Annotated in this window: 17 protein-coding genes and 1 pseudogene; 14 read left to right on the top strand and 4 right to left on the bottom strand. The window is 59.4% G+C overall.

The genetic code is table 11. The features are described from left to right. Positions 1–386 precede the first annotated feature (386 nt). Positions 387–953, top strand: a pseudogene (locus tag ASC96_RS15955) (LysR substrate-binding domain-containing protein); the annotation flags it as partial. 189 nt (positions 954–1,142) lie between these two features. Here ASC96_RS15955 and ASC96_RS15950 read toward each other — a convergent pair. Continuing rightward, positions 1,143–1,802 carry a TetR/AcrR family transcriptional regulator gene (locus ASC96_RS15950; RefSeq protein WP_244482083.1) on the bottom strand — a complete coding sequence of 220 codons (660 nt, stop codon included), beginning with the start codon at positions 1,800–1,802 and terminating at the stop codon, positions 1,143–1,145. Positions 1,803–1,999: 197 nt separating this feature from the next. Between ASC96_RS15950 and ASC96_RS15945 the strand changes: the two genes are divergently transcribed. The 8 genes from ASC96_RS15945 to ASC96_RS15910 all read left to right on the top strand — a co-directional run bounded on the left by ASC96_RS15945 (position 2,000) and on the right by ASC96_RS15910 (position 11,027). Continuing rightward, positions 2,000–2,851 carry a uracil-DNA glycosylase gene (locus tag ASC96_RS15945; protein ID WP_244482081.1) on the top strand — a complete coding sequence of 284 codons (852 nt, stop codon included), beginning with the start codon at positions 2,000–2,002 and terminating at the stop codon, positions 2,849–2,851. A gap of 2 nt (positions 2,852–2,853) precedes the next feature. Then, the gene (locus tag ASC96_RS15940; protein ID WP_060504124.1) at positions 2,854–4,476 is read left to right on the top strand and encodes a choline dehydrogenase; all 1,623 of its coding nucleotides are present in this window, start codon (positions 2,854–2,856) and stop codon (positions 4,474–4,476) included. Between the two features lie 13 nt (positions 4,477–4,489). Then, positions 4,490–4,810 carry an NIPSNAP family protein gene (locus ASC96_RS15935; protein ID WP_037103231.1) on the top strand — a complete coding sequence of 107 codons (321 nt, stop codon included), beginning with the start codon at positions 4,490–4,492 and terminating at the stop codon, positions 4,808–4,810. Positions 4,811–4,868: 58 nt separating this feature from the next. Next, positions 4,869–5,924, top strand: coding sequence for a BMP family ABC transporter substrate-binding protein (locus ASC96_RS15930; protein WP_060504123.1), 1,056 nt, complete (start codon positions 4,869–4,871; stop codon positions 5,922–5,924). 61 nt (positions 5,925–5,985) lie between these two features. After that, positions 5,986–7,548: an ATP-binding cassette domain-containing protein gene (locus tag ASC96_RS15925; RefSeq protein ID WP_060504122.1), complete on the top strand. Its 1,563-nt coding sequence runs from the start codon at positions 5,986–5,988 to the stop codon at positions 7,546–7,548. Further along, positions 7,545–8,582, top strand: coding sequence for an ABC transporter permease (locus ASC96_RS15920; RefSeq protein WP_060504121.1), 1,038 nt, complete (start codon positions 7,545–7,547; stop codon positions 8,580–8,582). The genes ASC96_RS15925 and ASC96_RS15920 overlap by 4 nt, the downstream gene beginning before the upstream one ends. Then, a complete protein-coding gene (locus ASC96_RS15915) occupies positions 8,579–9,466 on the top strand; it encodes an ABC transporter permease (protein ID WP_060504120.1) in 888 nt (295 codons plus the stop codon). The genes ASC96_RS15920 and ASC96_RS15915 overlap by 4 nt, the downstream gene beginning before the upstream one ends. Before the next feature lie 34 nt (positions 9,467–9,500). After that, on the top strand, positions 9,501–11,027 hold the full coding sequence (locus ASC96_RS15910; protein ID WP_060504119.1) for an amidohydrolase: 1,527 nt from the start codon (positions 9,501–9,503) through the stop codon (positions 11,025–11,027). Positions 11,028–11,068: 41 nt separating this feature from the next. Here the strand turns inward: ASC96_RS15910 and ASC96_RS15905 are convergent, their stop codons facing one another. Continuing rightward, on the bottom strand, positions 11,069–11,872 hold the full coding sequence (locus tag ASC96_RS15905) for a LuxR C-terminal-related transcriptional regulator (protein WP_060504118.1): 804 nt from the start codon (positions 11,870–11,872) through the stop codon (positions 11,069–11,071). Between the two features lie 199 nt (positions 11,873–12,071). Between ASC96_RS15905 and ASC96_RS15900 the strand changes: the two genes are divergently transcribed. The 5 genes from ASC96_RS15900 (at position 12,072) to ASC96_RS15880 (ending at position 16,998) form a co-directional block, all read left to right on the top strand. Continuing rightward, positions 12,072–13,154 (top strand): ABC transporter ATP-binding protein, encoded by a 1,083-nt coding sequence (locus tag ASC96_RS15900; RefSeq protein ID WP_060504117.1) that lies wholly within the window; start codon positions 12,072–12,074, stop codon positions 13,152–13,154. Between the two features lie 41 nt (positions 13,155–13,195). Further along, complete coding sequence (locus tag ASC96_RS15895) at positions 13,196–14,356, top strand: spermidine/putrescine ABC transporter substrate-binding protein (RefSeq protein WP_060504116.1); 1,161 nt, start codon at positions 13,196–13,198, stop codon at positions 14,354–14,356. A gap of 193 nt (positions 14,357–14,549) precedes the next feature. Next, entirely contained in the window at positions 14,550–15,410 is an 861-nt protein-coding gene (locus tag ASC96_RS15890; RefSeq protein ID WP_060504166.1) for an ABC transporter permease, read from the top strand. Then, the gene (locus tag ASC96_RS15885) at positions 15,410–16,240 is read left to right on the top strand and encodes an ABC transporter permease (protein ID WP_060504115.1); all 831 of its coding nucleotides are present in this window, start codon (positions 15,410–15,412) and stop codon (positions 16,238–16,240) included. The genes ASC96_RS15890 and ASC96_RS15885 overlap by 1 nt, the downstream gene beginning before the upstream one ends. Beyond that, positions 16,237–16,998, top strand: a complete 762-nt coding sequence (locus ASC96_RS15880) for an SDR family oxidoreductase (protein ID WP_037103217.1) — start codon at positions 16,237–16,239, stop codon at positions 16,996–16,998. The genes ASC96_RS15885 and ASC96_RS15880 overlap by 4 nt, the downstream gene beginning before the upstream one ends. 193 nt (positions 16,999–17,191) lie before the next feature. On the opposite strand, the gene ASC96_RS15875 is transcribed toward ASC96_RS15880, so the two are convergent. Next, on the bottom strand, positions 17,192–17,959 hold the full coding sequence (locus ASC96_RS15875) for a hypothetical protein (protein ID WP_156397514.1): 768 nt from the start codon (positions 17,957–17,959) through the stop codon (positions 17,192–17,194). 562 nt (positions 17,960–18,521) lie between these two features. Beyond that, positions 18,522–19,388 (bottom strand): caspase family protein, encoded by an 867-nt coding sequence (locus ASC96_RS15865; protein ID WP_348270803.1) that lies wholly within the window; start codon positions 19,386–19,388, stop codon positions 18,522–18,524. Positions 19,389–19,511 lie beyond the last annotated feature (123 nt).

Below are 19,511 nucleotides of genomic sequence, written 5' to 3'. Positions count from 1 at the left end.
CGGGCCGGCGCGGCCGGCTATCTTGAAGCAGAGGCGTTACCTTCTCACCCGGGTCCAGGATTTTGAATCCGCAGTTTTGTATTGTGTTGAGACAGATGCGGTTCCGGTCGTCGATCCCCAAAACCGTCGGTTGGCTCCGTGCCGGCGAACTTCTCTGCTTTCCCGTGCTGCCGACCTTTACGATCAATGATGAGCGGCGATCAAGTTGCCTTAAGGCCGCCTGCATCTCATCGATTGAGACCGGCCCGGGCGTTCCTGACAGACGCCGGAGGGACGGTTGCGAATCCACCGCGTACAGGTCGGATACCCAAGCGCCTGGATCGCACGACGGTCATCAAGCAAAAGGGATGGCAGGCGGACGACATTCATCGGCCGCTGAAGCTCAAACCTTGCGGATCAACGCATTTGCGACGGCAGCCCGCGAGGTGATGGAGCCGTTAATCCTGTCGTTCATGCAGCGCTATCCGCAGGTGCATATCGATCTGGTCACCGAGGGACGGATCGTCGATAATGTCGCTGCTGGTTTCGACCTGGGCCTCAGGCCAGCCGATCTCGTCCCAGCCGACATGATCGCCGTGCCTCTGGGCCTGAAACGAAGCAATGCCGTCGTCGCATCTCCGGAGTCTCTCCACACGCATGACACGCCGAGGATTCCTCCCGACCTTTACCGGTTTCGATGCATTCGCCCCCGTCTTCCCAACAATGCGCTGTTTCGACGGAAATTCGAGAAGGATGGGGAGGCGGTCCAGATCGACGTTCAGGGCTCGATCAGCCTCGACGAATCCAGTCTGGTGAAGATAGCGGCACAAAGGGGCGTCGGCCTTGGATATGTCATGGAGGCTGACGTCCGCGAAAACATCGCAGCCGGGCGACTAGTCCGCGTCCTGGCAGACTGGACGCAATCATTAGCACCGTTGGCGCTATACTATCCTGGTAGGAAGAATTTCCTTTAAGCGCGCCAAGTCACGTGGCGACGCCGGAGGCACACGCATGCATTGCCATGCGCCACCAATCTGCGGTCTAACTCTGGTCTATCCAGCTGTCTGTCGTCATAGCGATGTCCACCCACACCAGGAATACAAAAGCCACCTCCCATTTCCGTCCACCCAAGCGCAGCTGTTTCACAAATGGAAACCTAGGCGTCAGATCTGTCCTGCGGGGAGAAGACCTCGCAACACAGTTTCGCTGATCGTTGCGGCGGCATGCGAATAATCCATGCTCTTGAGTTTAGTCGTGTGCAGAGCGTCGCAAGCCAGCGGCTCAAAATCTGCGTAAAACTGAGTTGCCGACCACAGCATGATAAACAGGTGCCTGGGATCCACAGGCAAAAGTTTGCCTGCAGCGATCCAATCCTCGATGACCTTCACTTTTTCATCAGTGACCGTGCGCATATGCTGGCGATCCTTGCGCGACAGAAATTGCGCGCCGCGAATGATCTCGTTGGCAAACAGGCGCGATTCGATGACATTGCGACGGGTGTAGGCCAGCTTGGCCGCGACATAGGACCGGATCGCATCCTGCGGCTCACGATCTCCCGAGATATGGGTGAACGCGTCGTCCCAGCCTTCGATCAGGTGTTCGATAACGGCGCGGTAAATCTCTTCCTTCGAGGAAAAGTAGTAGTAGACATTGGCCTTCGGAAGGCCGGATGCCTCGGCAATCTCGGCGATGCGCGCGCCGTCGAAGCCCTTTCTTGAAAAAATCTCCGTCGCAGCCTTCAATATCTCGCGGATGTTGCGGGCGCGAATCTTTTCGTCATCGCCCCCGTCCTTCGGGGTCTGGTTGGGGGGCATCTTTGGCATCTTACGTCGCTCATTTATTCCAGATTATTGCGGTGAAGACAGGCAGTGATTACCGGCCCCGCAACCATACCTTTTCACACTTCATCACGCACGTCGATATAATCTGACGATCCGGTCAGGTTTTTTCGTTTAATAAGTTGACACTTTGGTCAGCTTTTGACTAGCATCACAGCCGATGACAAGGGAGGGGTGTCGAAATGTCTTCGTCACTGAGAAATGCGATGCGGGAGTTTCTTGACGGGTGGCAGGCAGATATGCCGCCAGCCTGGCGGGACCTTTGCACAGGTGCAGCGCCCGACTTAGAAGCAATCGACGGCGATCTTGATCTTGAGATCTGGGAGCCGATCTTTCCTGTTCGCCGCAGTCGTCATTTTCCTGGCATGCCCAAGGGCGCACATCTGTTTCGCGCCTATGACGGCATTGCGCCGGAACAGGTCTCTTGCGTCATTCTCGGCCAGGACCCTTACCCCGAGCCGGGCTTTGCCACCGGCCGGGCCTTTGAGGCCGGTAACGTTGCCGAATGGCGTGAGCTCGACAAGATGTTTTCCCGCAGCATCCGTGCTTTCACGCAACTGATCGTGGCGGCACGCACCGGTGATGCCTCCTATGCCAGTGGCTTTTCCGAGTGGTCAAGAACGCTTCGCGATATCGAGCAGGGTTCGGTCGAAATGGAGGCGCCGTCAGCGGTCGCCGATCGATGGATCGGCGAAGGCGTGCTCCTGTTAAATGCCTCCTTGACGCTGACGCGCTTTCAGGTGGGCATCGACCCGCATCAGTCCCACGGCCACGTTCCTCTCTGGCGCCCCCTCATTCAAAAAACACTGGCCATGCTGGCCGGCAGCGGCAGACCGATCGTCTTCATCGCCTTTGGCGATGTGGCCGCCGAAGCCTTCGCGGCAGCCGGTATTCACGAGGGGCGCAACGGCAGCATCGCCGCAATCCTGCGGGATCATCCAGCCCGCGCTGATGCGGTACTAGAGCGCGCCAATCCCTTCATTCTCTGTAACGACTTTCTAGAGGACATGGGATCCAATCCCATTGCGTGGTGACCATGGCGCGAAGCGATCATTTCGATTTCATCATTATCGGTGCGGGGTCTGCGGGGTGCGTACTGGCGAACCGGCTTTCGGCAGACCCGGCCAACCGGGTGCTGTTGTTGGAAGCAGGAGGCAAGGATCGCAATCCGCTGTTCCGCTTGCCGATGCTGATGGGCAAGCTTTTTCACTCCGGCCTTTATAACTGGCACTATCACACGGAACCCGAGCCCTATCTCAACGGCCGCTCTCTGTATTGGCCTCGCGGCAAGGTTTTGGGTGGAACGTCAACCATCAACGGCATGATCTACGTGCGTGGCAATCGTCACGATTATGATCGCTGGTCGCAGATGGGCCTTCCAGGCTGGTCCTACGACGAGGTACTGCCCGCCTTCCGCCGCTCCGAAGGGCACCTCGAGCGCGACGACACCTTCCACGAGAAAAATGGCGAGCTGACCGTCTGCCGTGCACGCGGCTGGAACAGGCTGCTGAATGTTTTCAACGAAGCTGGCCACCAGGCCGGCTATCCGCTCAACGATGATTTCAACGGTATCGAACAGGAGGGGTTCGGGCGTTACGATTTCACGATCCGCCAGGGCAAACGCTGGTCGACATCTTTTGCATTTCTGCGCCCGGCCCTGTCGCGTCCCAACCTGACAGTGATGACACAGGCGCACACTCACCGCGTCATGGTCGAGAAAGGCCGCGCCGTCGGCGTGGAATACCTTCATCGCGGCACGATGCAGAAGGCCTATGCCGAGCGCGAGGTCGTTCTCTCCGCCGGAACAGTCAATTCGCCGCAGACACTGTTGCTCTCAGGCATCGGCCCGGCCGACGAACTACGCACGCATGGCATTGATACTGTGCTGGAGCTCCCTGGTGTGGGCAAGAATCTTCAGGATCACGTCGATTGCGTGATGTCCTGGGAGTGCCGCAAGCCGGTGACGCTCTATTCGGATCTGCGTGCCGACAAGCTAACGTTGTCCGTCATTCAAGGCATGCTTTTCGGGAAAGGCATCACCACGACATTTCCCTACGAGGCTGGTGCCTTCGTTCGCTCGCGGCCGGACCTTATCGCTCCGGATATCCAGCTTCACTTCATGCCGGCTCTGGAGAAGACCGCCAATTTGCACTTTCCAAACCCCTTCAAGCGCGAGACGGTCGAGGCCAACCATGGCTTCACCCTGCGCGTCGGGCCGGTCAATCCGGAAAGCCGTGGCGAAATCACCCTGCGCTCATCTAATCCGATGGCGGCACCGAAGATCCTTGCCAATTATCTGCAGACCGATTTCGACATGCGCACCATGATCGACGGCATCCGGCTGACCCGCGACATTATCAGCCAACCCGCTTTTGACCGATATCGCGGCAAGGAACTGGCGCCGGGACCGGCAGCGCTCAACGATGCCGATCTGTCGAAATGGCTGCGGGCAACCGCGATGACGACGTTCCATCCCGTTGGAACCTGCAAGATGGGCAACGATCCGATGGCAGTGGTAGATGCGCGCCTGAAGGTGCAAGGCGTCGAAGGACTGCGGGTCGCCGATGCCTCCATCATGCCGATCATTTCCAGCGGCAATACGAACGCACCGGCGATCATGATCGGCGAGCGTTGCGCAGATTTCATTCTCAACAGCTGAAGCGAGACCGGCAATGATCCTGGAACACCGCACCTATACTTTTCGCCCCGGCACGGTTGATGGCTGGATGAAAAAATACGAGGCAGAAGGCCTGCCGGTACAGAAGCGGCATCTCAACCGGTTTGTCGGCCTCTATGTGTCGGAGATCGGCACCCTGCATACGACCGTGCTGATGTGGGCCTATGAAAGCCTTGCGGATCGCGAGGCCCGGCGGGCGGCCATGTATGCCGACCCAGACTGGCAGAAATTCATCGGCGAAATCTGGGCGCTAAACGCAATCGAGCGCCAGGATGTCATGATCATGAACCCGGCTTCCTACTCTCCGCAAGTTTGAAGAAAACCGGGCAGCAGTGCTGCCCGGTCAACCAATCAACCAAAAAAGGGAACAGAAGATGACTGCCAATATTTTTAACCAGAACTCGTTCGATCGGCGCGACTTTCTGAAAATTTCAGCCGGCACGGCGGCGTTGGCGCTGGCTGGCGGATTACTGCCTGCGGTTGCCCATGCCGAAGGCGGACTTGTCGCTCTCGTCCATACGCAATCGGCAGGCGACAGCGGCCCTGTCGATACGATGATTGCCAATCTGAAGAAGCTCTCGGAGGAAAAGGGCTTCGAGTATCGTGCCGTCTATGCACAGGATCCAGCCACCTACGAGACGATCTTCCGCACGCTTTGCGATGCTGGTGCGACCGTCATCGTCTCGACCTTCAATGAAGTGGCTGAGCCCTTCAAGGCCCTGGCACCATTGTACCCCGAGATCAAATGGATCCAGCTCTTCGGTGACCCGATGGAGCCCGCGATCCAAAACGTCGTTACCGTCTCTTACGACTACTATCTCGGCTGCTATCTCTCGGGCATTTTCGCCGGACGAATGAGCAAGTCCGGCAAGGTCGGCTTCATTGGCGGCATTTCCATTCCGCCGATCAACGCGGATTTCAACGCCGTCAAGGCAGGTGCTCTCTCCATTAACCCGCAGGCAACAGTGACTGTGGCTTTTGCGGGCTCGTTCCAGGACCCGGCGAAGGGGCAGGAAATCGCCGCGCAGATGTTCAATGACGGTATCGACTTCATCCAGACCGATTCAGCGGCGACCGACGCTGGCATCATCGCTGCGGCAAATGAGAAGGAAGGCCGCATCGTTAGCGTTCTCGACAAGGCGCAGTTCCCGCAGGGGCCAAAGTCGATCAGCAGTATCGTTCAGCTTGATTTCGGCGTTTCACTTTATAACGAAGTGACCAAGGCACTCGGCCCGGACTGGAAGGGCGGAACGCATGAAAAAACCGGACTGGAAACCGGCGTTATCGATTTCATTGTGTCGCCACTCTTCCTGGAGCAGGGCCCGGCGGACGTCGTCGCCAAGATCAAGGACATAATGCCGGAAATCGAAGCTGCCAAAAAAGGCATTCTCGACGGCTCGATAACTGTTCCCTTCAATACGACAATCTGATGAGCAGGCGGGTGGCGTTCACGCCGCCATCCGTCATCTCAGCCACGTGAATGGGCCTCCCATGACCGATCCTCATGCCCCGGCGCTTTTGTGCCAGAACGTCTCGGTGACCTATGGGCCGGTCACCGCTCTCGATGCAGTATCGACCGTATTCAATGCCGGCCTTATTCACGCCGTGGTCGGCCAGAACGGCGCAGGAAAAACGACCTTCGCTCGCGTTGCATCCGGTCTCGTGCGGCCGGCCGCCGGCCATGTCGCGATCGGTGGCCGGGTCATGCGCGGTGGCAATGTCGGTGAGGCACGCGCTGCCGGTGTCGAACTGGTTCACCAGAGCTTCGCGCTGCCGCCATCGTTCACCGTGGCAGAGGCCATGGAGTTCGGCGCAACGGGAACCGGGCGGTTCTTCACCCGCAGGAGCCTGTTTGCGCGTTGGCGGGCCCATCTCGAAAGCCTCGACATATCGGTCGATCTCGGCGCCCGCATTCGCGACCTGCCGGTCGAGAGCCAGCAGGGGATCGAAATCGCCCGGGCGCTGGTCACGCAAGCCAAGGTTCTCATCCTCGACGAGCCGACTGCAGTATTATCGCCATCCGGCATCGAGAAACTGTTCGAGCGCGTGCGCCGGCTGAAAGCGCAGGGCGTTACCGTGCTTCTCATTCTTCATAAAATTCGCGAGGTTCTTGCCGTCGCCGACACGGTAACCGTGCTGCGCGCCGGGCGGCTTGTCGATGGTCCGCTGATGAGGACGGATGTGGATGGAGCGCGGTTATCCAGGCTCATCATCGGGGAGGCAAACCGCGGGCTCGCAGCCGCCGATGCGCAGGCGCTAACCGGCGCTGGCACGGTGGAACACACTTCGACTGTCGCAGAGGCGGCAACGGCCGCACCGGTTCTCAAGCTTTCAAACATCACCACGTTTGTCGATCAGGAAGGCCCGGCTTTGCAGGATGTGGACTTTCACGTTCGCCCCGGCGAGATCGTCGGTATCGCCGGCGTCGAAGGCAACGGCCAGCGGACGCTCGTCCGCCTAATCGCGGATTTCGCCAAGGCGAGCCATGGCGAAGTCCATCTGGCAGGACACGACATTACCGCCCAGTCCCTCGCTCAGCGCCGTATCATGGGGTTACGTATCATTCCCTTCGAGCGAAACACGGAAGGGCTTAGCCTCACCTCCAGCTTGTGGGAAAACTGGACCGCCCGTGCGCTCCTTGAAAAGCCGCTTCTGCGTCTGGTCAATCCGGCGCGGTTGCGCAGCGAATGCGACGCCGCCTTGAAAGCATGGGGTGTCCGTTATGACAATGTCGCCCAGAAGGCGGGAGCGCTTTCCGGCGGCAACGCGCAAAAGGTCATCCTGTCACGCGAAATCGACCCGGATGCGAAGCTGATCATCGCGGCGCAGCCGACACGCGGCCTCGATATCGGCGCCACCGCCTTTGTCTGGGACGCACTCCGCCAGGCGCGCGATCGTGGCTGCGGCATCATCCTGATTTCGTCCGACCTGGATGAGTTGTTCGATATCAGCGACCGCGTCGTCGTGATGCTATCGGGCCGGGTCGCCGGGACATTCACGGCTCCCTACGACATTGGTGCGGTCGGAGCCGCAATGATTGGGGGTTCCCGATGATAGCGCGCGTTTCCTATATTCTTCGCAGCTTGATCTTTGTCATCTTCGCATTGGTTCTGTGTTCCATCGTCTTTCAGATTGCTGGGTATTCTGCGTCCATGGTGCTGACCAATGTAGCAGATGGGGCATTCCTGCGGCCCGGCGCTCTGGCGCAGAGCCTCCGATGGGCATTGCCGCTCTTCATTACCGCCGTTGGGGTTGGGATTTCATTCCGTGCCGGATTCTTCAATATCGGCGCGCAGGGACAATTCTATGTCGGCTCCATTTGCGCGGCCTTCGTCGCAGAATGGCTTTCGGGCGCTCCGGCGTTCGTTGTCATACCGGCCTGCATGGTCGCTGGCATGGTTGGGGGCGCACTGTGGGCGTTTTGGCCGGGATACCTTCGCATCCGCTCGGGAACCGATGAGGTCATAACGACACTGATGGGGAATTTCATGGCGGGCCTGCTTTTGGTCTATGTCACTTCCGGGCCACTCAAGGACCCATCGGGCTCCGGGCAACAAGCCTCCAGCCGCCCGCTTGAGGCAGCCTATCGCCTCTCGACATCGTCAGGCCTCTCAGTCAAGATCATCGCCATTGCTGTGGTCGTCGGCCTGGCCATGTGGCTACTCGTCAACCGCACGACTTTCGGGATGTTGGCAAGCCTCGCCGGCCGCAACCCGGTGATGGTGCGATGGCAGGGCGCGCTTCTCTGGAAGCTCGGCATCACCAGCTTTTTGTTGAGCGGTGCTTTGGCGGGTCTTGCCGGAACGATCGAGCTCATGGGACCGAACGGGCGCATCGCCAGTGGCTTCCTGCCGGCACATGGGTTCACTGCCATCCTGATTGCCCTTGTTGCCAACTTCTCCGTGGCGGGAACGGCGATAGCGGCCCTGTTTTTCGGCGGGCTCGCTTCAGCGGCGCTCTACCTGCCGGTGATGGCGGGGCTACCGTCAGCCGCGATCGACGTTATCAACGCGGCGATCGCCCTTTTCATCACAGCCCGGTCGAAACTGCTCGACAAGGTCCTGCGCATAGGGGGACGTTCTTCATGAATGACATCGTCATAGCCATCCTGCGCTCCGGCACCCCACTCGTCTACGTAACCCTTGCCGGCGTCATAGCCCAGAGAGCGGGCATCTGGAACCTCGGCCTTGAGGGTCTGATGATCATCGGCGCCTGCGCCACGATCCTGGGCATAGTCGTCACCGGTTCGGTCATACTTGCGCTGCTGATCGCCATGCTCTTTGCGGTTCTGGCTTCAATCCTCCTCTGGTTCGTAGTCGAGAAACTCAAAGCCAATCCGATCATCGCCGGACTTGGGTTGACGGGCCTAGGGCTTGGCGGCACGGCGCTTGCCATCCAATCCTTCTTCGGCAGCCAGTCCGCAGTCAACGCGCCTTTTGGCCTCCCTCGCCTCGGACCTGCCTTCGGCGCTTACGGTGTTCTCTCGATCCTCGTGGTGCTGATGCCGGTTGTGGTATTCGCACTGTGGTTTCTTCTGTGCCGCACACGCTTCGGCCTACAACTATCGGCCTGTGGCGAACATCCGTTTGCGGCCCGCAGCGTCGGTGTCAACCCATCGATGATGCGCCTGATCGCTCTTTCGATCGGCGGTATTCTGGCAGCATTGGGCGGCGCAGAGCTGGCAGCGGGCAGCCTGCAATTTTTCGGGCAGAACATGACGGCGGGACGTGGCTTCATGGCGTTTGCCGCGGTCATCTTCGGGGCTGCGCATCCAATGGGCGCCACACTGGCGGCGATGTTCTTTTCCGTGCTGAGCGCCATCGGCATCCGCGCGCAGCTCGTGTTCGGCGATAGCGTGCCGCACGATCTCATTCAGGCGCTCCCCTATCTCGCGACGGTCTTCGGTCTCTGGCTCAGCAGCCGCCTGAGAGGTGATAGCAACGGTGGCATCACCGAGTTACGTGACAACTGAACGGGCGAGCCCCAGAGCCTTAGCGGAGACGCCTATGAAAACGCTGTTTCGCAACGCAACTCTCCTGGCGATGGACAAGGCGCATGGAAGCACGGCCTTTGCCGGAGATCTTCTGGTCTCGAATGGCCGTATTGAGGCCATAGGTCCGAACCTCGCAGCCGATGGCGCGCGGATAATCGACGCGACCGACAAACTGCTGATGCCCGGCCTTGTCAACGCGCATACGCATTCGAGCGAAACTTTTCTGCGCGGCCGGTATGAACGGATGCCGCTGGAAATATGGCTGCTCTACGCCTACCCGCTGCTGATGGGCCCGCAGGTCGACAAGCGGCTCGTCTATCTACGGAGCGCGCTGTTGGCGATGGAATCGCTGAAAAGCGGTGTCACCACACTCTGCGACGATTTCTTCGACCCGCCCGGCCACGATATCGAACGGCTCGCCTGCGCCTTTTCTGCCTACGAGGATGCGGGCATTCGCGCGAATGTCTCCAGCGCGGTGATGAACATTCATACGTTGGACGCCCTGCCCTATGCGCGAGAAATCATGCCGGAAGCGCTGAAGGCAAAACTCGATTTCGGACCGCCGATGCCGGCCCATGCCTATATGGACTATTGCGGCGCGGTGTTTTCCACCCTCCATGGGCGGGCAAATGGACGGCTTCGTTTCATGGTGGCCCCTTCAGCGCCGCAGCGGTGCACGGCCGACATGCTGCAGGCGTGTTATGCACTTGCGCTTCGCCACGGCGTTCCCATGCACACGCATGTGCTGGAGACAAAAACCCAGGCCGTGACTGGCCCGGAATTCTACGGGAAAAGCCTCGTTGCCTACCTTCACGATCTAGGCGTCCTTGGGCCAAGCACGACGATCGCCCATTCCGTTTGGGTCAGTGATGCGGACATCGACTTGGTGGGCGAAGCTGGATGTTCCGTCGCCCACAATGCGATCTCAAACCTCAAGCTTGGCGCAGGTATTGCGCCCATCCGACGCCTGCTCGACGCCGGCGTACATATAGGTCTTGGCACCGATGGCCTTTCTTCCAACGATACCGCGCGAATTTTCGACGTTATGCGCGTTGCCGCTTTGGTGCAGAGTGCAACCGGGCCTGAATTTGGTGATTGGCTGAACGCCGGCGAAGTCCTCACCATGGCAACGATCGGCGGCGCACGAACCGCCCTCCTCGAGGGGGTCACCGGTTCGCTCGAAACCGGTAAGGCAGCCGACCTTCTGATGCTCAATCTCAACAGTATCGGTTTTGCGCCACTGAACGATATCGGCAAGCACCTGGTCTATAGCGAGAACGGCCGCTCCATTGAACTGGTGATGGTCGACGGACAAATCGTCGTTGAGAATGATCGGATGACAACGATAGACGAGGCGGAAATTCTTGCCGAAATTCGTGAGAGAATGCCGGCCTTTCAGGCTACTCATGCTCAGCTGGAACGCGCGAACGCAATATTTGAGCCAACGATGGCTGAGATCCATCGTCGGGCGACATCCGCAGAGATCGGCTTCAGCCGCTATTTCAACGGCATGGGCCAAACGGGCGCCATCCAGACATGACACCGCCAGAAATCAGCATCATCTGCCTATATTGTCCTCCCCTACTGCCCAAGATTCTTGAGGTAAATTGACAGCAACTGCGTCTGCGACGAGATGCCAAGCTTACGATATACGTTACGGCGATGAACTTTGACGGTACCGGTGGAAATGCCCAGTCGCAGACCGACCGATTCCGACGAATGCCCCTGCAGGACAAGCTCGATGATCGAGGCTTCCCTTTCTGTAAGGTTGAGATTGCGCCACACCCGATCGGCAGCCGGATGCGCGGACTTGCGCCCGCCCCGTTCCCGCTTGGCCAAGGCGGCATCGAAGCGCCGGCCGAGCTCCGGCCAGGCATGGCGAACCAGACCGCCCACCAGCGGCTCTGCCTTTTTCAGCAAGGCAAAATCGGCCGCAGGAAACACACCTGACCGTTCCCTCCGCATCAGCGACAGGACCACAGCGATACCGTCCTCCAGCACGATGAAGAACCCGATCTCTTCCGCCAGCCCTGTCTGGGTATAGTAGCTGCGGAAATATTCGCTGGAAAAGAACCGGTCCGGGGCAAGCTCGCGCATACGCCAGACACCCGGTCTGAGCTCGCGCGCCGCATGGTAGAATGGATCGAGCAGAAAGGGCCCGGCCTGATACAAGCTCACGAAAATGACGTGTTCATCCGGCGTGAAGGTGCTGTAGAGATCGATCGGCCGCTCTTTTTCACGATAGGCAAAGACGACGGCATAGTCGAAACTGACCAGTGAACGCATCAACGTACAGAAAAGACGACCCGCCTCCTCGTCGCCGATCGCGGCGCCACCGACCATCGGCCCGAGCGTCTTGAACAGTGCCTCCAGATCGATGCCCATATATCCTGTCCAGCCAGCAAAAAAGAGTGGCAATTGCCTTCAGGGTATACACCTTCCACAGCGGAGAATGGCTTGAAATACCCCTTTCGGGGTATATACCGCCAATGGCCGTTTTGAATAGGCTGCTGGCCAGACGGTGAGAAACCGGGCAGCCGCGAGGTGGCCCGGTATTCTAAAAACAACCGCGGGGAATTTTTAAGTGACAGCCGCTCCAGCGAACGACATCGAGTTCCGTTCGGTCACCAAGTGCTATGGCAGTGTGACCGCCGTTTCGGACATCAATCTGGCCGTGCCGAAGGGTGCCTTCGTGGCGCTGCTTGGGCCTTCCGGCTGCGGCAAGACCACGTGCCTCAGAATGATCGGCGGCTTCGAGCAGCCGAGCGAAGGCACGGTTCTGATCGACGGCCGCGAAATGAACGGCGTCCCGCCCTATCGCCGTCCCGTCAACATGGTCTTCCAGCACTATGCGCTCTTCCCGCATTTCGACGTCGAGCAGAACGTCGCCTACGGCCTGAAACAGGCGCGGCCGAAGCTGGCGGTGTCCGAGATTTCCGCCCGGGCGCGCGAGGCTCTCGAGATGGTCCGCCTCGGCGGTTTCGAGAAGCGTCGCATCCATGAAATGTCAGGCGGCCAGCAGCAGCGTGTGGCGCTTGCCCGCGCCATCGTCAACAAGCCCTCCGTACTTCTGCTCGACGAGCCCTTAGCGGCGCTCGACAAGAAGCTGCGCACCGCCATGCAGATCGAACTGCAGACGCTGCAGCGCGAACTCGGCATCACCTTCGTGCTGGTCACCCACGATCAGGAAGAGGCGTTGTCGATGAGCGACATGGTCTGCGTGATGAACACCGGACGGATCGTCCAGATGGCCAAGCCCCAGGAAATCTACGACCGGCCAGCTGATCTCTTCGTGGCCGATTTCGTCGGCAAGACCAATCGGATTTCGGTAACCGTCGAACCCGATGGCACCACTTTGCGGCTGTCGAACGGAATGGCGCTCGCGGCACGGTCTTGCCTCAAACCGGGTGCTGCGATCGTGGCGCTGAGGCCGGAAGCGATCGACCTCGTCCGGCAGTCGACTGGTGACGGCAGTTCGCTGGCCGGGATCGTCACTCACCGCATTTTTCTCGGCTCCACCGCCGAATACCAGATCAGCGTCGATGGCCTTGGCGATTTCCTCGTCACTACCGACCGGCGCAGCATGCAGGAAAGCGATCTCGTCGAACCGGGCGAGCGGGTCGCTCTCACTTTCGATCCCGGCAAAGTGCATGTTTTTCCGGCCTGAGGAACGGCCGTACACGTCAAAACAAAGAAGGGAACAAAGTCATGACAAAGTGGTACAGAGAAAATGCCCCGATATCAGCCGAAAACCTCACTGACGAATGGATGCGCCTGAAGCGCGGCTCGGTCACCCGCCGCCACTTCCTCGGCGTCACCGGCCTTGGCCTCGCCGCAGCCGTTCTTGCCCGCCAGCCCGGACTGTTCAGTTCCACCGCCTACGCCGAAGACCTCGGTACGACCATGTCGCTTGCCACCTGGCCCAACTATCATGACCCGGCGACCTTCGAAGCCTTCACGGCGGCGACCGGCGTTGCTGTCGAAGTCAACGTCTTCGGCTCGAACGAGGAAATGCTGGCGAAGCTCCAAGCCGGCGGCACCGGCTGGGATCTGTTCGTGCCGACCAATTACACGATCTCCACCTATGTGAAACTCGGCCTGATCGACCCGCTCGACATGTCGAGGGTTCCCGCTTTCTCGCAAGCCACAGAATCGGCGCGTTTCACCTCCGAAGGCGCCATCGACGGCACGACCTACGCCTTGCCGAAGAACTGGGGCACAACCGGCATGGCCGTCAACACCTCCAAGATCAAGACGAAGCTGACCTCCTGGAAGGACTTCTTTGAAGTCGCCATGACCGAGGCCGACGGCCGCGCCATGGTGCATGACTACCAGTTGACCACCATCGGCAGCGCGTTGGTGTCGCTTGGCTATTCCTTCAACTCGATCAAGCCGGAAGAATTGGCGAAGGCAGAGGAACTGTTGATCAAGGTCAAGCCGCATCTCTACGGTATCAACAGCGACTACCAGCCGGGCATGCGGGCGACGGACGCCTGGATGACCATGTGCTGGACCAATGACGGCGCCCAACTCAACCGCGACATGCCAGAAATCGCATACATCCTCGGCGCCGACGGCGGTGAAATCTGGACCGATTTCTACGCAATCCCCAAAAGCGCCGCCAACAAATCGGCGGGTTATGCGCTGCTCAGCTATCTGATGACGCCGGAAAACGCCGTCAAGGAACATATCGCCAACGGTGCGCCCACCACCGACAGCCGCGTGCTCAAGCTGCTTCCGGCCGATGTAACGTCGAACAAGATTGTCTATCCGGACGAAGCATCACTGACCAAGCTGGAATTCGGCGCGGCGGTGACGCTGACCGATCCGGCCCGTGCTGAGCTCATGGCGCGGTTCAAATCGGCGTGATTTCTCTTCTCCTCAACGGGGAGAAGGTGGCCCGCAGGGCCGGATGAGGGCGCGCGAAGCCCACCGGGTGTGGTTCCCCTCATCGCCTTACTGCGTTCGGCTCCTCTCCCCGCTGGGGAGAAGAGAATGTTCACGGCACGATTCCGTCCAGACTTCGAGCGAAGTCGCAGCTATCGAAAGTCGAATGAAGCCCATGACAACCGACAGAAAGAGACAGCTGGTTACGGCCGCACTTATAGCGCCGGCCGGGCTCTGGCTGTGCGTGTTCCTCGTCCTGCCCTTCATGGCCGTGGTCGTCTTCGCCTTCGGTGAGCGCGCGCCGGAAGGCGGATATCAGGCGGCCTTCACGTTCGCACAGTTCGCCAATCTACCCTCCCGCGCGGCGGCCTTCTGGAACACCATGATGATCGCGCCTATCGGCGCCTTCCTCTGCCTGATCGTAGCCTATCCCGCCGCCTATTATCTGGCGATCAAGTCCAATCCGAAATACCGGTTGGTGCTGGTTTCGCTGGTGGTCGTGCCGTTCTGGACGAGCCTGCTCGTGCGCACCTATGCGTGGATGTACATTCTGGGTTCGCGCGGTATTCCCAATCTGCTCGGCATGATCGGCATCGAGGATATCAGGCTGCTCAACACGCCCGGCGCCGTGCTGCTCGGTATCGTCTATGGCTACCTGCCGCTGATGATCATGCCGATCTATGTCAGCCTGGAAAAACTTGACCGCCGCCTGCTCGAAGCTTCGGCCGATCTCGGAGCAAAACCCGTTTCGACCTTCCTTGGCATCACTCTGCCCCTGTCACTTCCCGGCGTCATGACCGGCGTGGCGCTGGTGACTATCTTACTGCTCGGCGAATACCTGATCCCGCAGCTGCTCGGCGGCGGCAAGGTGTTCTTCATAGGCAATGCGCTGGTCGATCTCTTCCTGCAATCGCGCAACTGGCCGTTCGGTTCGGCCATTGCGGTCACGCTGGTGGTCGTGGTGGTGATCGTGCTCAGCGTCGCCATGCGGATCGCATGGAAAGTCTCCGGCTCAAGACAGGTGGATCTCGTCTGATGCGCGCGCTGATCACCTTCGTCTATCTGTGCCTCTATGCGCCGATTGCGCTGGTCGTGATGTTCTCCTTTAACGCCGGCCGCAATGCCAGCGAGTTCACCGGCTTCTCGACCATGTGGTACGGCAAGGCGCTGGGCAACACGTTCCTGATCACCGCGCTGCAGAACAGTCTGATGATCGCCTTCACCAGCGCCGTGCTTGCGGCGGTTTTCGGCACGATGGCAGCGCTCGGCATGCAGCGGCTCAGCAGCCGCGGCCGTGCCATCTTCGACGGCCTGTTTGCCGCCGCCATCGTTGTGCCCGGCGTGGTCATCGGCATCGCCACGCTTGTGGCGCTGGTCGAAGTGTTCTCCTTCCTCAATCCCGCGCTCGCCTTGATCTGGCCGGGCGAAAAACCACCGCAGCTTGGCCTTGGCTACGGCTCGATCATTGCAGCCCACGGCCTGTTTTCCCTGGCCCTGGTGACGATGATCGTCAAGGCCCGCATTGCCAGCCTCGGCCGCGATATCGTCGAGGCCTCCAGCGATCTCTATGCCACGCCATTCACCACCTTCTGCCAGATCGTCCTGCCGCAGATCCTGCCATCGGTGCTGGCAGGCTTCCTGCTCGCCTTCACCTTTTCCTTTGACGATTTCATCGTCGCCTTCTTCGTTGCCGGCTCGAAGACGACGCTGCCGATCTACGTCTTTGCCTCGATCAGGCGCGGCGTAACACCGGAGATCAACGCGATCGCCACCATGGTTCTGATCGCCTCTTTGCTGATGATCCTGATTGCCCGCGTGCTGATGCGGGACAAGACACGAAAAGTGCAAGCCGGGAGTAGACGATGATCCTGAAAGACCGGGTGGCTATCGTAACCGGCGCCGGCTCCGGCATCGGCCAGGCGGGTGCTGCGATCATGGCGCGCGAGGGGGCTCATGTCGCCGTCGCCGATCGTAGCGCCGAAGGTGCAGCCGAAACCGTCGCGCTGATCCGAAATGCCGGCGGCAGCGCCGAAAGCCTCGTCCTCGACGTCACCGACGATGTCTCGCTTGAAACTGGAATCGCTTCGGTACTTGCCCGTCATGGCCGCATCGATATCCTGCACAATCATGCCGGCGCTCAGGTGGCGGGCGATCTCGAACAGGTGGAGATCGAAGGCTTCGATCGCTCCTGGAGCCTGAATGTGCGTGCCCATTTCATGGCCGCCCGCTTCGTCATGCCGGCGATGAAGGCGCAAAGCGCCGGCGTCATCCTCAACACCTCGTCCTCTTCCGGTGTGCTCTACGACCGCGAGATGATCGCCTACACGACCACCAAACATGCCGTCATCGCCATGACCAGGCAGATGGCCGGCGATTACGCAAGGTTCGGCATCCGGGTCAACGCGCTCTGCCCCGGCTGGGTCGATACCCCCTTCAACAGCCCCTTCATCGCCCAGATGGGGGGGCGCGCAGCGATCGAGGCTTATGTGCGGGAAAAGGTGCCGATGGGCCGATGGGCCGATGTCGGCGAGATCGCCGAATCGATCCTATTCCTAGTTTCCAGCCGCTCATCCTACATGACCGGCCAGATCCTCGTGGTGGATGGTGGCGAATCTGTCGTCTGAGAATTCCGGCCCACCGCTTTCTAATTCGTCTGCTGCCACTTGTTGTTGACCGCCTTGAAGGGATTAGAATTGTCGACCCCCTTGAAAAATTAATAAGGCGTTGGAAATAAAGATTTTCATGTCGGAGCTTGCTTCGCGGCCGATCTTCTCAAAATTGAAGGGTGTCGGCCGCTGGTGATACCGTACCGAACATTCACGAAGCGACATCGATCCGGTTGGTTGTCACATGTCCCGATACTACAACACTATAGGTTTCACTTGGCAGTATACCACTCCGCAGATTATCAGCAGAACGCTCCCATGAATAGAAAGGTCCGTTCCTGATCTTTGCCCGGCCACGGTTTGACCAGATCCTGGCCTCGGATTTCGCTTGAGATCGAACGTCCGCGCTCGTTGAAGAAAGTGCGAGTGCATTCAGCGTTTCGCCGATTATTTCGCCGGTTGCCGAAAAGTATGGGCGGCCAAGCTTTCTAGCTTTCTTGAGCGCTTGAAGGCAGCGCTCATCGATCTGCGACGATGGCTTTTCGGCCTTCGCAGCGATTGCCCAGGCCCAAAGGACATACGCATCGGAAACGTTGTCGAATGCCGACCACAGCCAAGGTGTGGCGAAGGCGTCGTCGAGGCGTTCCCCGGCGCGAACTGCAGAAAGGCCCACAGCGATCGCTGCCCAAGGATCTTTCTGCGGCTGGAACATCGTTTCCCGACCTCGGAAGCCCGAGACGGTCTCCATCCCACTGGGGTAGGATCCGAGGGTGCTTGCGAGAACGAGAGAGAGGCTGGGATCCACAGCACTCACCTGCAGAGTCAATTCTGGACCAAAGTCCGCTACTGCGGACCAAATCGTCGCCCGCAGACCGCTACTGAAGAATGGTAGATAAATCTGCCAGACCCGTTCGGTTTCAACGCTGAGGCTGATACGGACCTTTTCCCCAACAGGAGCGATAGACTGATTGAATTCCAATGTCAGTTTCTGTGGATCCGAATGAACACGGACATCAGGTTTCCTTCTCAGAGCCCGCCATCCCCCACGTTTCCCAGGCGTCGTGTCGACAGACAAACCAACCGAGAATCTTTTTTCTGGGTGCCGACCAATGCATCGTTTAGGGTTGCGGAGATTGGTAGCTGGAGGCGAAGGTTGTTGAACCGGGGCGAGATGACTGGAATAAGGTCCGGATCATCTGTCGTTACGCCACTCAAGGAGCCAAGCGCTTGGTAGGCAGTCGCTCGGCTGGGCCGAAGGTTCTGCAAGAGCAGCCCCTCGCCTCGCCTCCCATTTCCAACACGGACGCTCAGGTCATTGGGATCGCCGTCAAGGATCGCGAATTGTGCTGTCTCCGCTGTGCCGCGTGAGAGGTTTTCGGCGTAACAAACATAGCGTCCCGTCTCGAGTCTCGCTTCCGCCTCCCCATTTGCGTCGCTGAGGATCTCGGCCAACACACCCCGGTCCGGTGGACCCACGATTTGAAACCGATAAGGAACGGGACTTGATCCGATTAGCCGAACAACATGTGTTTCGCCTTGGGTCATTCGGTCAGCTCCACGATCTGCGCCGGCGGCGCGGCGATAAATGAAGCGGGCTGGTAAACAGGGTGAGGACCCGCAAACTGCGCCTGCGCCGTAAAGACAGCCTGATCGGGCTCCACGCGAAATCTCCAGGCAAGGTCATTACCAACCTTCGTGTACGTCCGGCCGTTGCCGTCGGAAGCGGTAACAGAAACGGCAACGGACATATGATTTTCCGTGGCTGTCCTGACCACCACCGGGATCATCGGTGCAGCGACGCGGAGGAGCTTAACTCTCCGATTGAATTGCGTGAGGAACTCTGTCTGCAAACCCGCATTGTTCAGCGCTGCATTTGCGATGTGATCCAGATTGAACAGGATCTGCAAGCCGGTCACCATCCAGCCCTCACCAGCAAAGAATTCCACACCAGCCCCACGCAACGCCTCGATCAGTGCTTGCGTGAAGAACGGAGGATTGCCATCGGTCGGCGCCCACGCGGTTCCTCCCAAGCGCGAACCTGCCAATGCAACAGAGCTTGTCCGCCGCCTGGCCAAGTCAGTTACGCTATACGTAATGAGAGGCTGGCTTTGCACACCATTGACCTGTTCCAGGATCTCGGGAACGACCTCTTGGCAAGCATCAAGGAACACCCAGCAGCCATCCGCCCCGAGGATTGGCAGTGCTGTCGCAAGCTGGGTGACATTGATGGATTGGCTCCAGGGACGGTGCGCGGCGCTTTTGACATCCTCCAGCACGCCAACCGCAGTCGCATCGCTGTTGGCCACGCCATGCGAGGCCATATAAAAGAACATATGGTCACCGGGCCTGCAACGGCCTACCCATAAGTCACCGGCGGTCCTGTAATTGGCTTCGGTTGCTGGCGACACTAGATCGTCAGGCCGCGGATCATGTTGCAGGAGGCCTATGCCCAGCAAATCTTGCCCAGGCTGAGCGGTAGCATCGGACAGCAGAACTTCGACCGAACCCAGTGGCGCTACCAATGCGTCTGC

The organism is Rhizobium sp. Root1204, assembly GCF_001424965.1.
Taxonomy (GTDB): Bacteria; Pseudomonadota; Alphaproteobacteria; order Rhizobiales; family Rhizobiaceae; genus Pararhizobium.
Note: the sequence above shows the minus strand (reverse complement) of the source record. Positions and strands in the feature narration are given on the sequence as shown.

What these genes read in the sequence shown, in the direction of transcription:
- ASC96_RS15920 (WP_060504121.1), top strand. Translation starts at nt 7,545, where the DNA reads ATGATAGCGCGCGTTTCCTATATTCTTCGCAGCTTGATCTTTGTCATC.
- ASC96_RS15915 (WP_060504120.1), top strand. Translation starts at nt 8,579, where the DNA reads ATGAATGACATCGTCATAGCCATCCTGCGCTCCGGCACCCCACTCGTC.
- ASC96_RS15885 (WP_060504115.1), top strand. Translation starts at nt 15,410, where the DNA reads ATGCGCGCGCTGATCACCTTCGTCTATCTGTGCCTCTATGCGCCGATT.
- ASC96_RS15905 (WP_060504118.1), bottom strand. Translation starts at nt 11,872, where the DNA reads ATGGGCATCGATCTGGAGGCACTGTTCAAGACGCTCGGGCCGATGGTC.
- ASC96_RS15925 (WP_060504122.1), top strand. Translation starts at nt 5,986, where the DNA reads ATGACCGATCCTCATGCCCCGGCGCTTTTGTGCCAGAACGTCTCGGTG.
- ASC96_RS15950 (WP_244482083.1), bottom strand. Translation starts at nt 1,802, where the DNA reads ATGCCAAAGATGCCCCCCAACCAGACCCCGAAGGACGGGGGCGATGAC.
- ASC96_RS15945 (WP_244482081.1), top strand. Translation starts at nt 2,000, where the DNA reads ATGTCTTCGTCACTGAGAAATGCGATGCGGGAGTTTCTTGACGGGTGG.
- ASC96_RS15930 (WP_060504123.1), top strand. Translation starts at nt 4,869, where the DNA reads ATGACTGCCAATATTTTTAACCAGAACTCGTTCGATCGGCGCGACTTT.
- ASC96_RS15890 (WP_060504166.1), top strand. Translation starts at nt 14,550, where the DNA reads ATGACAACCGACAGAAAGAGACAGCTGGTTACGGCCGCACTTATAGCG.
- ASC96_RS15940 (WP_060504124.1), top strand. Translation starts at nt 2,854, where the DNA reads ATGGCGCGAAGCGATCATTTCGATTTCATCATTATCGGTGCGGGGTCT.
- ASC96_RS15935 (WP_037103231.1), top strand. Translation starts at nt 4,490, where the DNA reads ATGATCCTGGAACACCGCACCTATACTTTTCGCCCCGGCACGGTTGAT.
- ASC96_RS15910 (WP_060504119.1), top strand. Translation starts at nt 9,501, where the DNA reads ATGAAAACGCTGTTTCGCAACGCAACTCTCCTGGCGATGGACAAGGCG.
- ASC96_RS15880 (WP_037103217.1), top strand. Translation starts at nt 16,237, where the DNA reads ATGATCCTGAAAGACCGGGTGGCTATCGTAACCGGCGCCGGCTCCGGC.
- ASC96_RS15895 (WP_060504116.1), top strand. Translation starts at nt 13,196, where the DNA reads ATGACAAAGTGGTACAGAGAAAATGCCCCGATATCAGCCGAAAACCTC.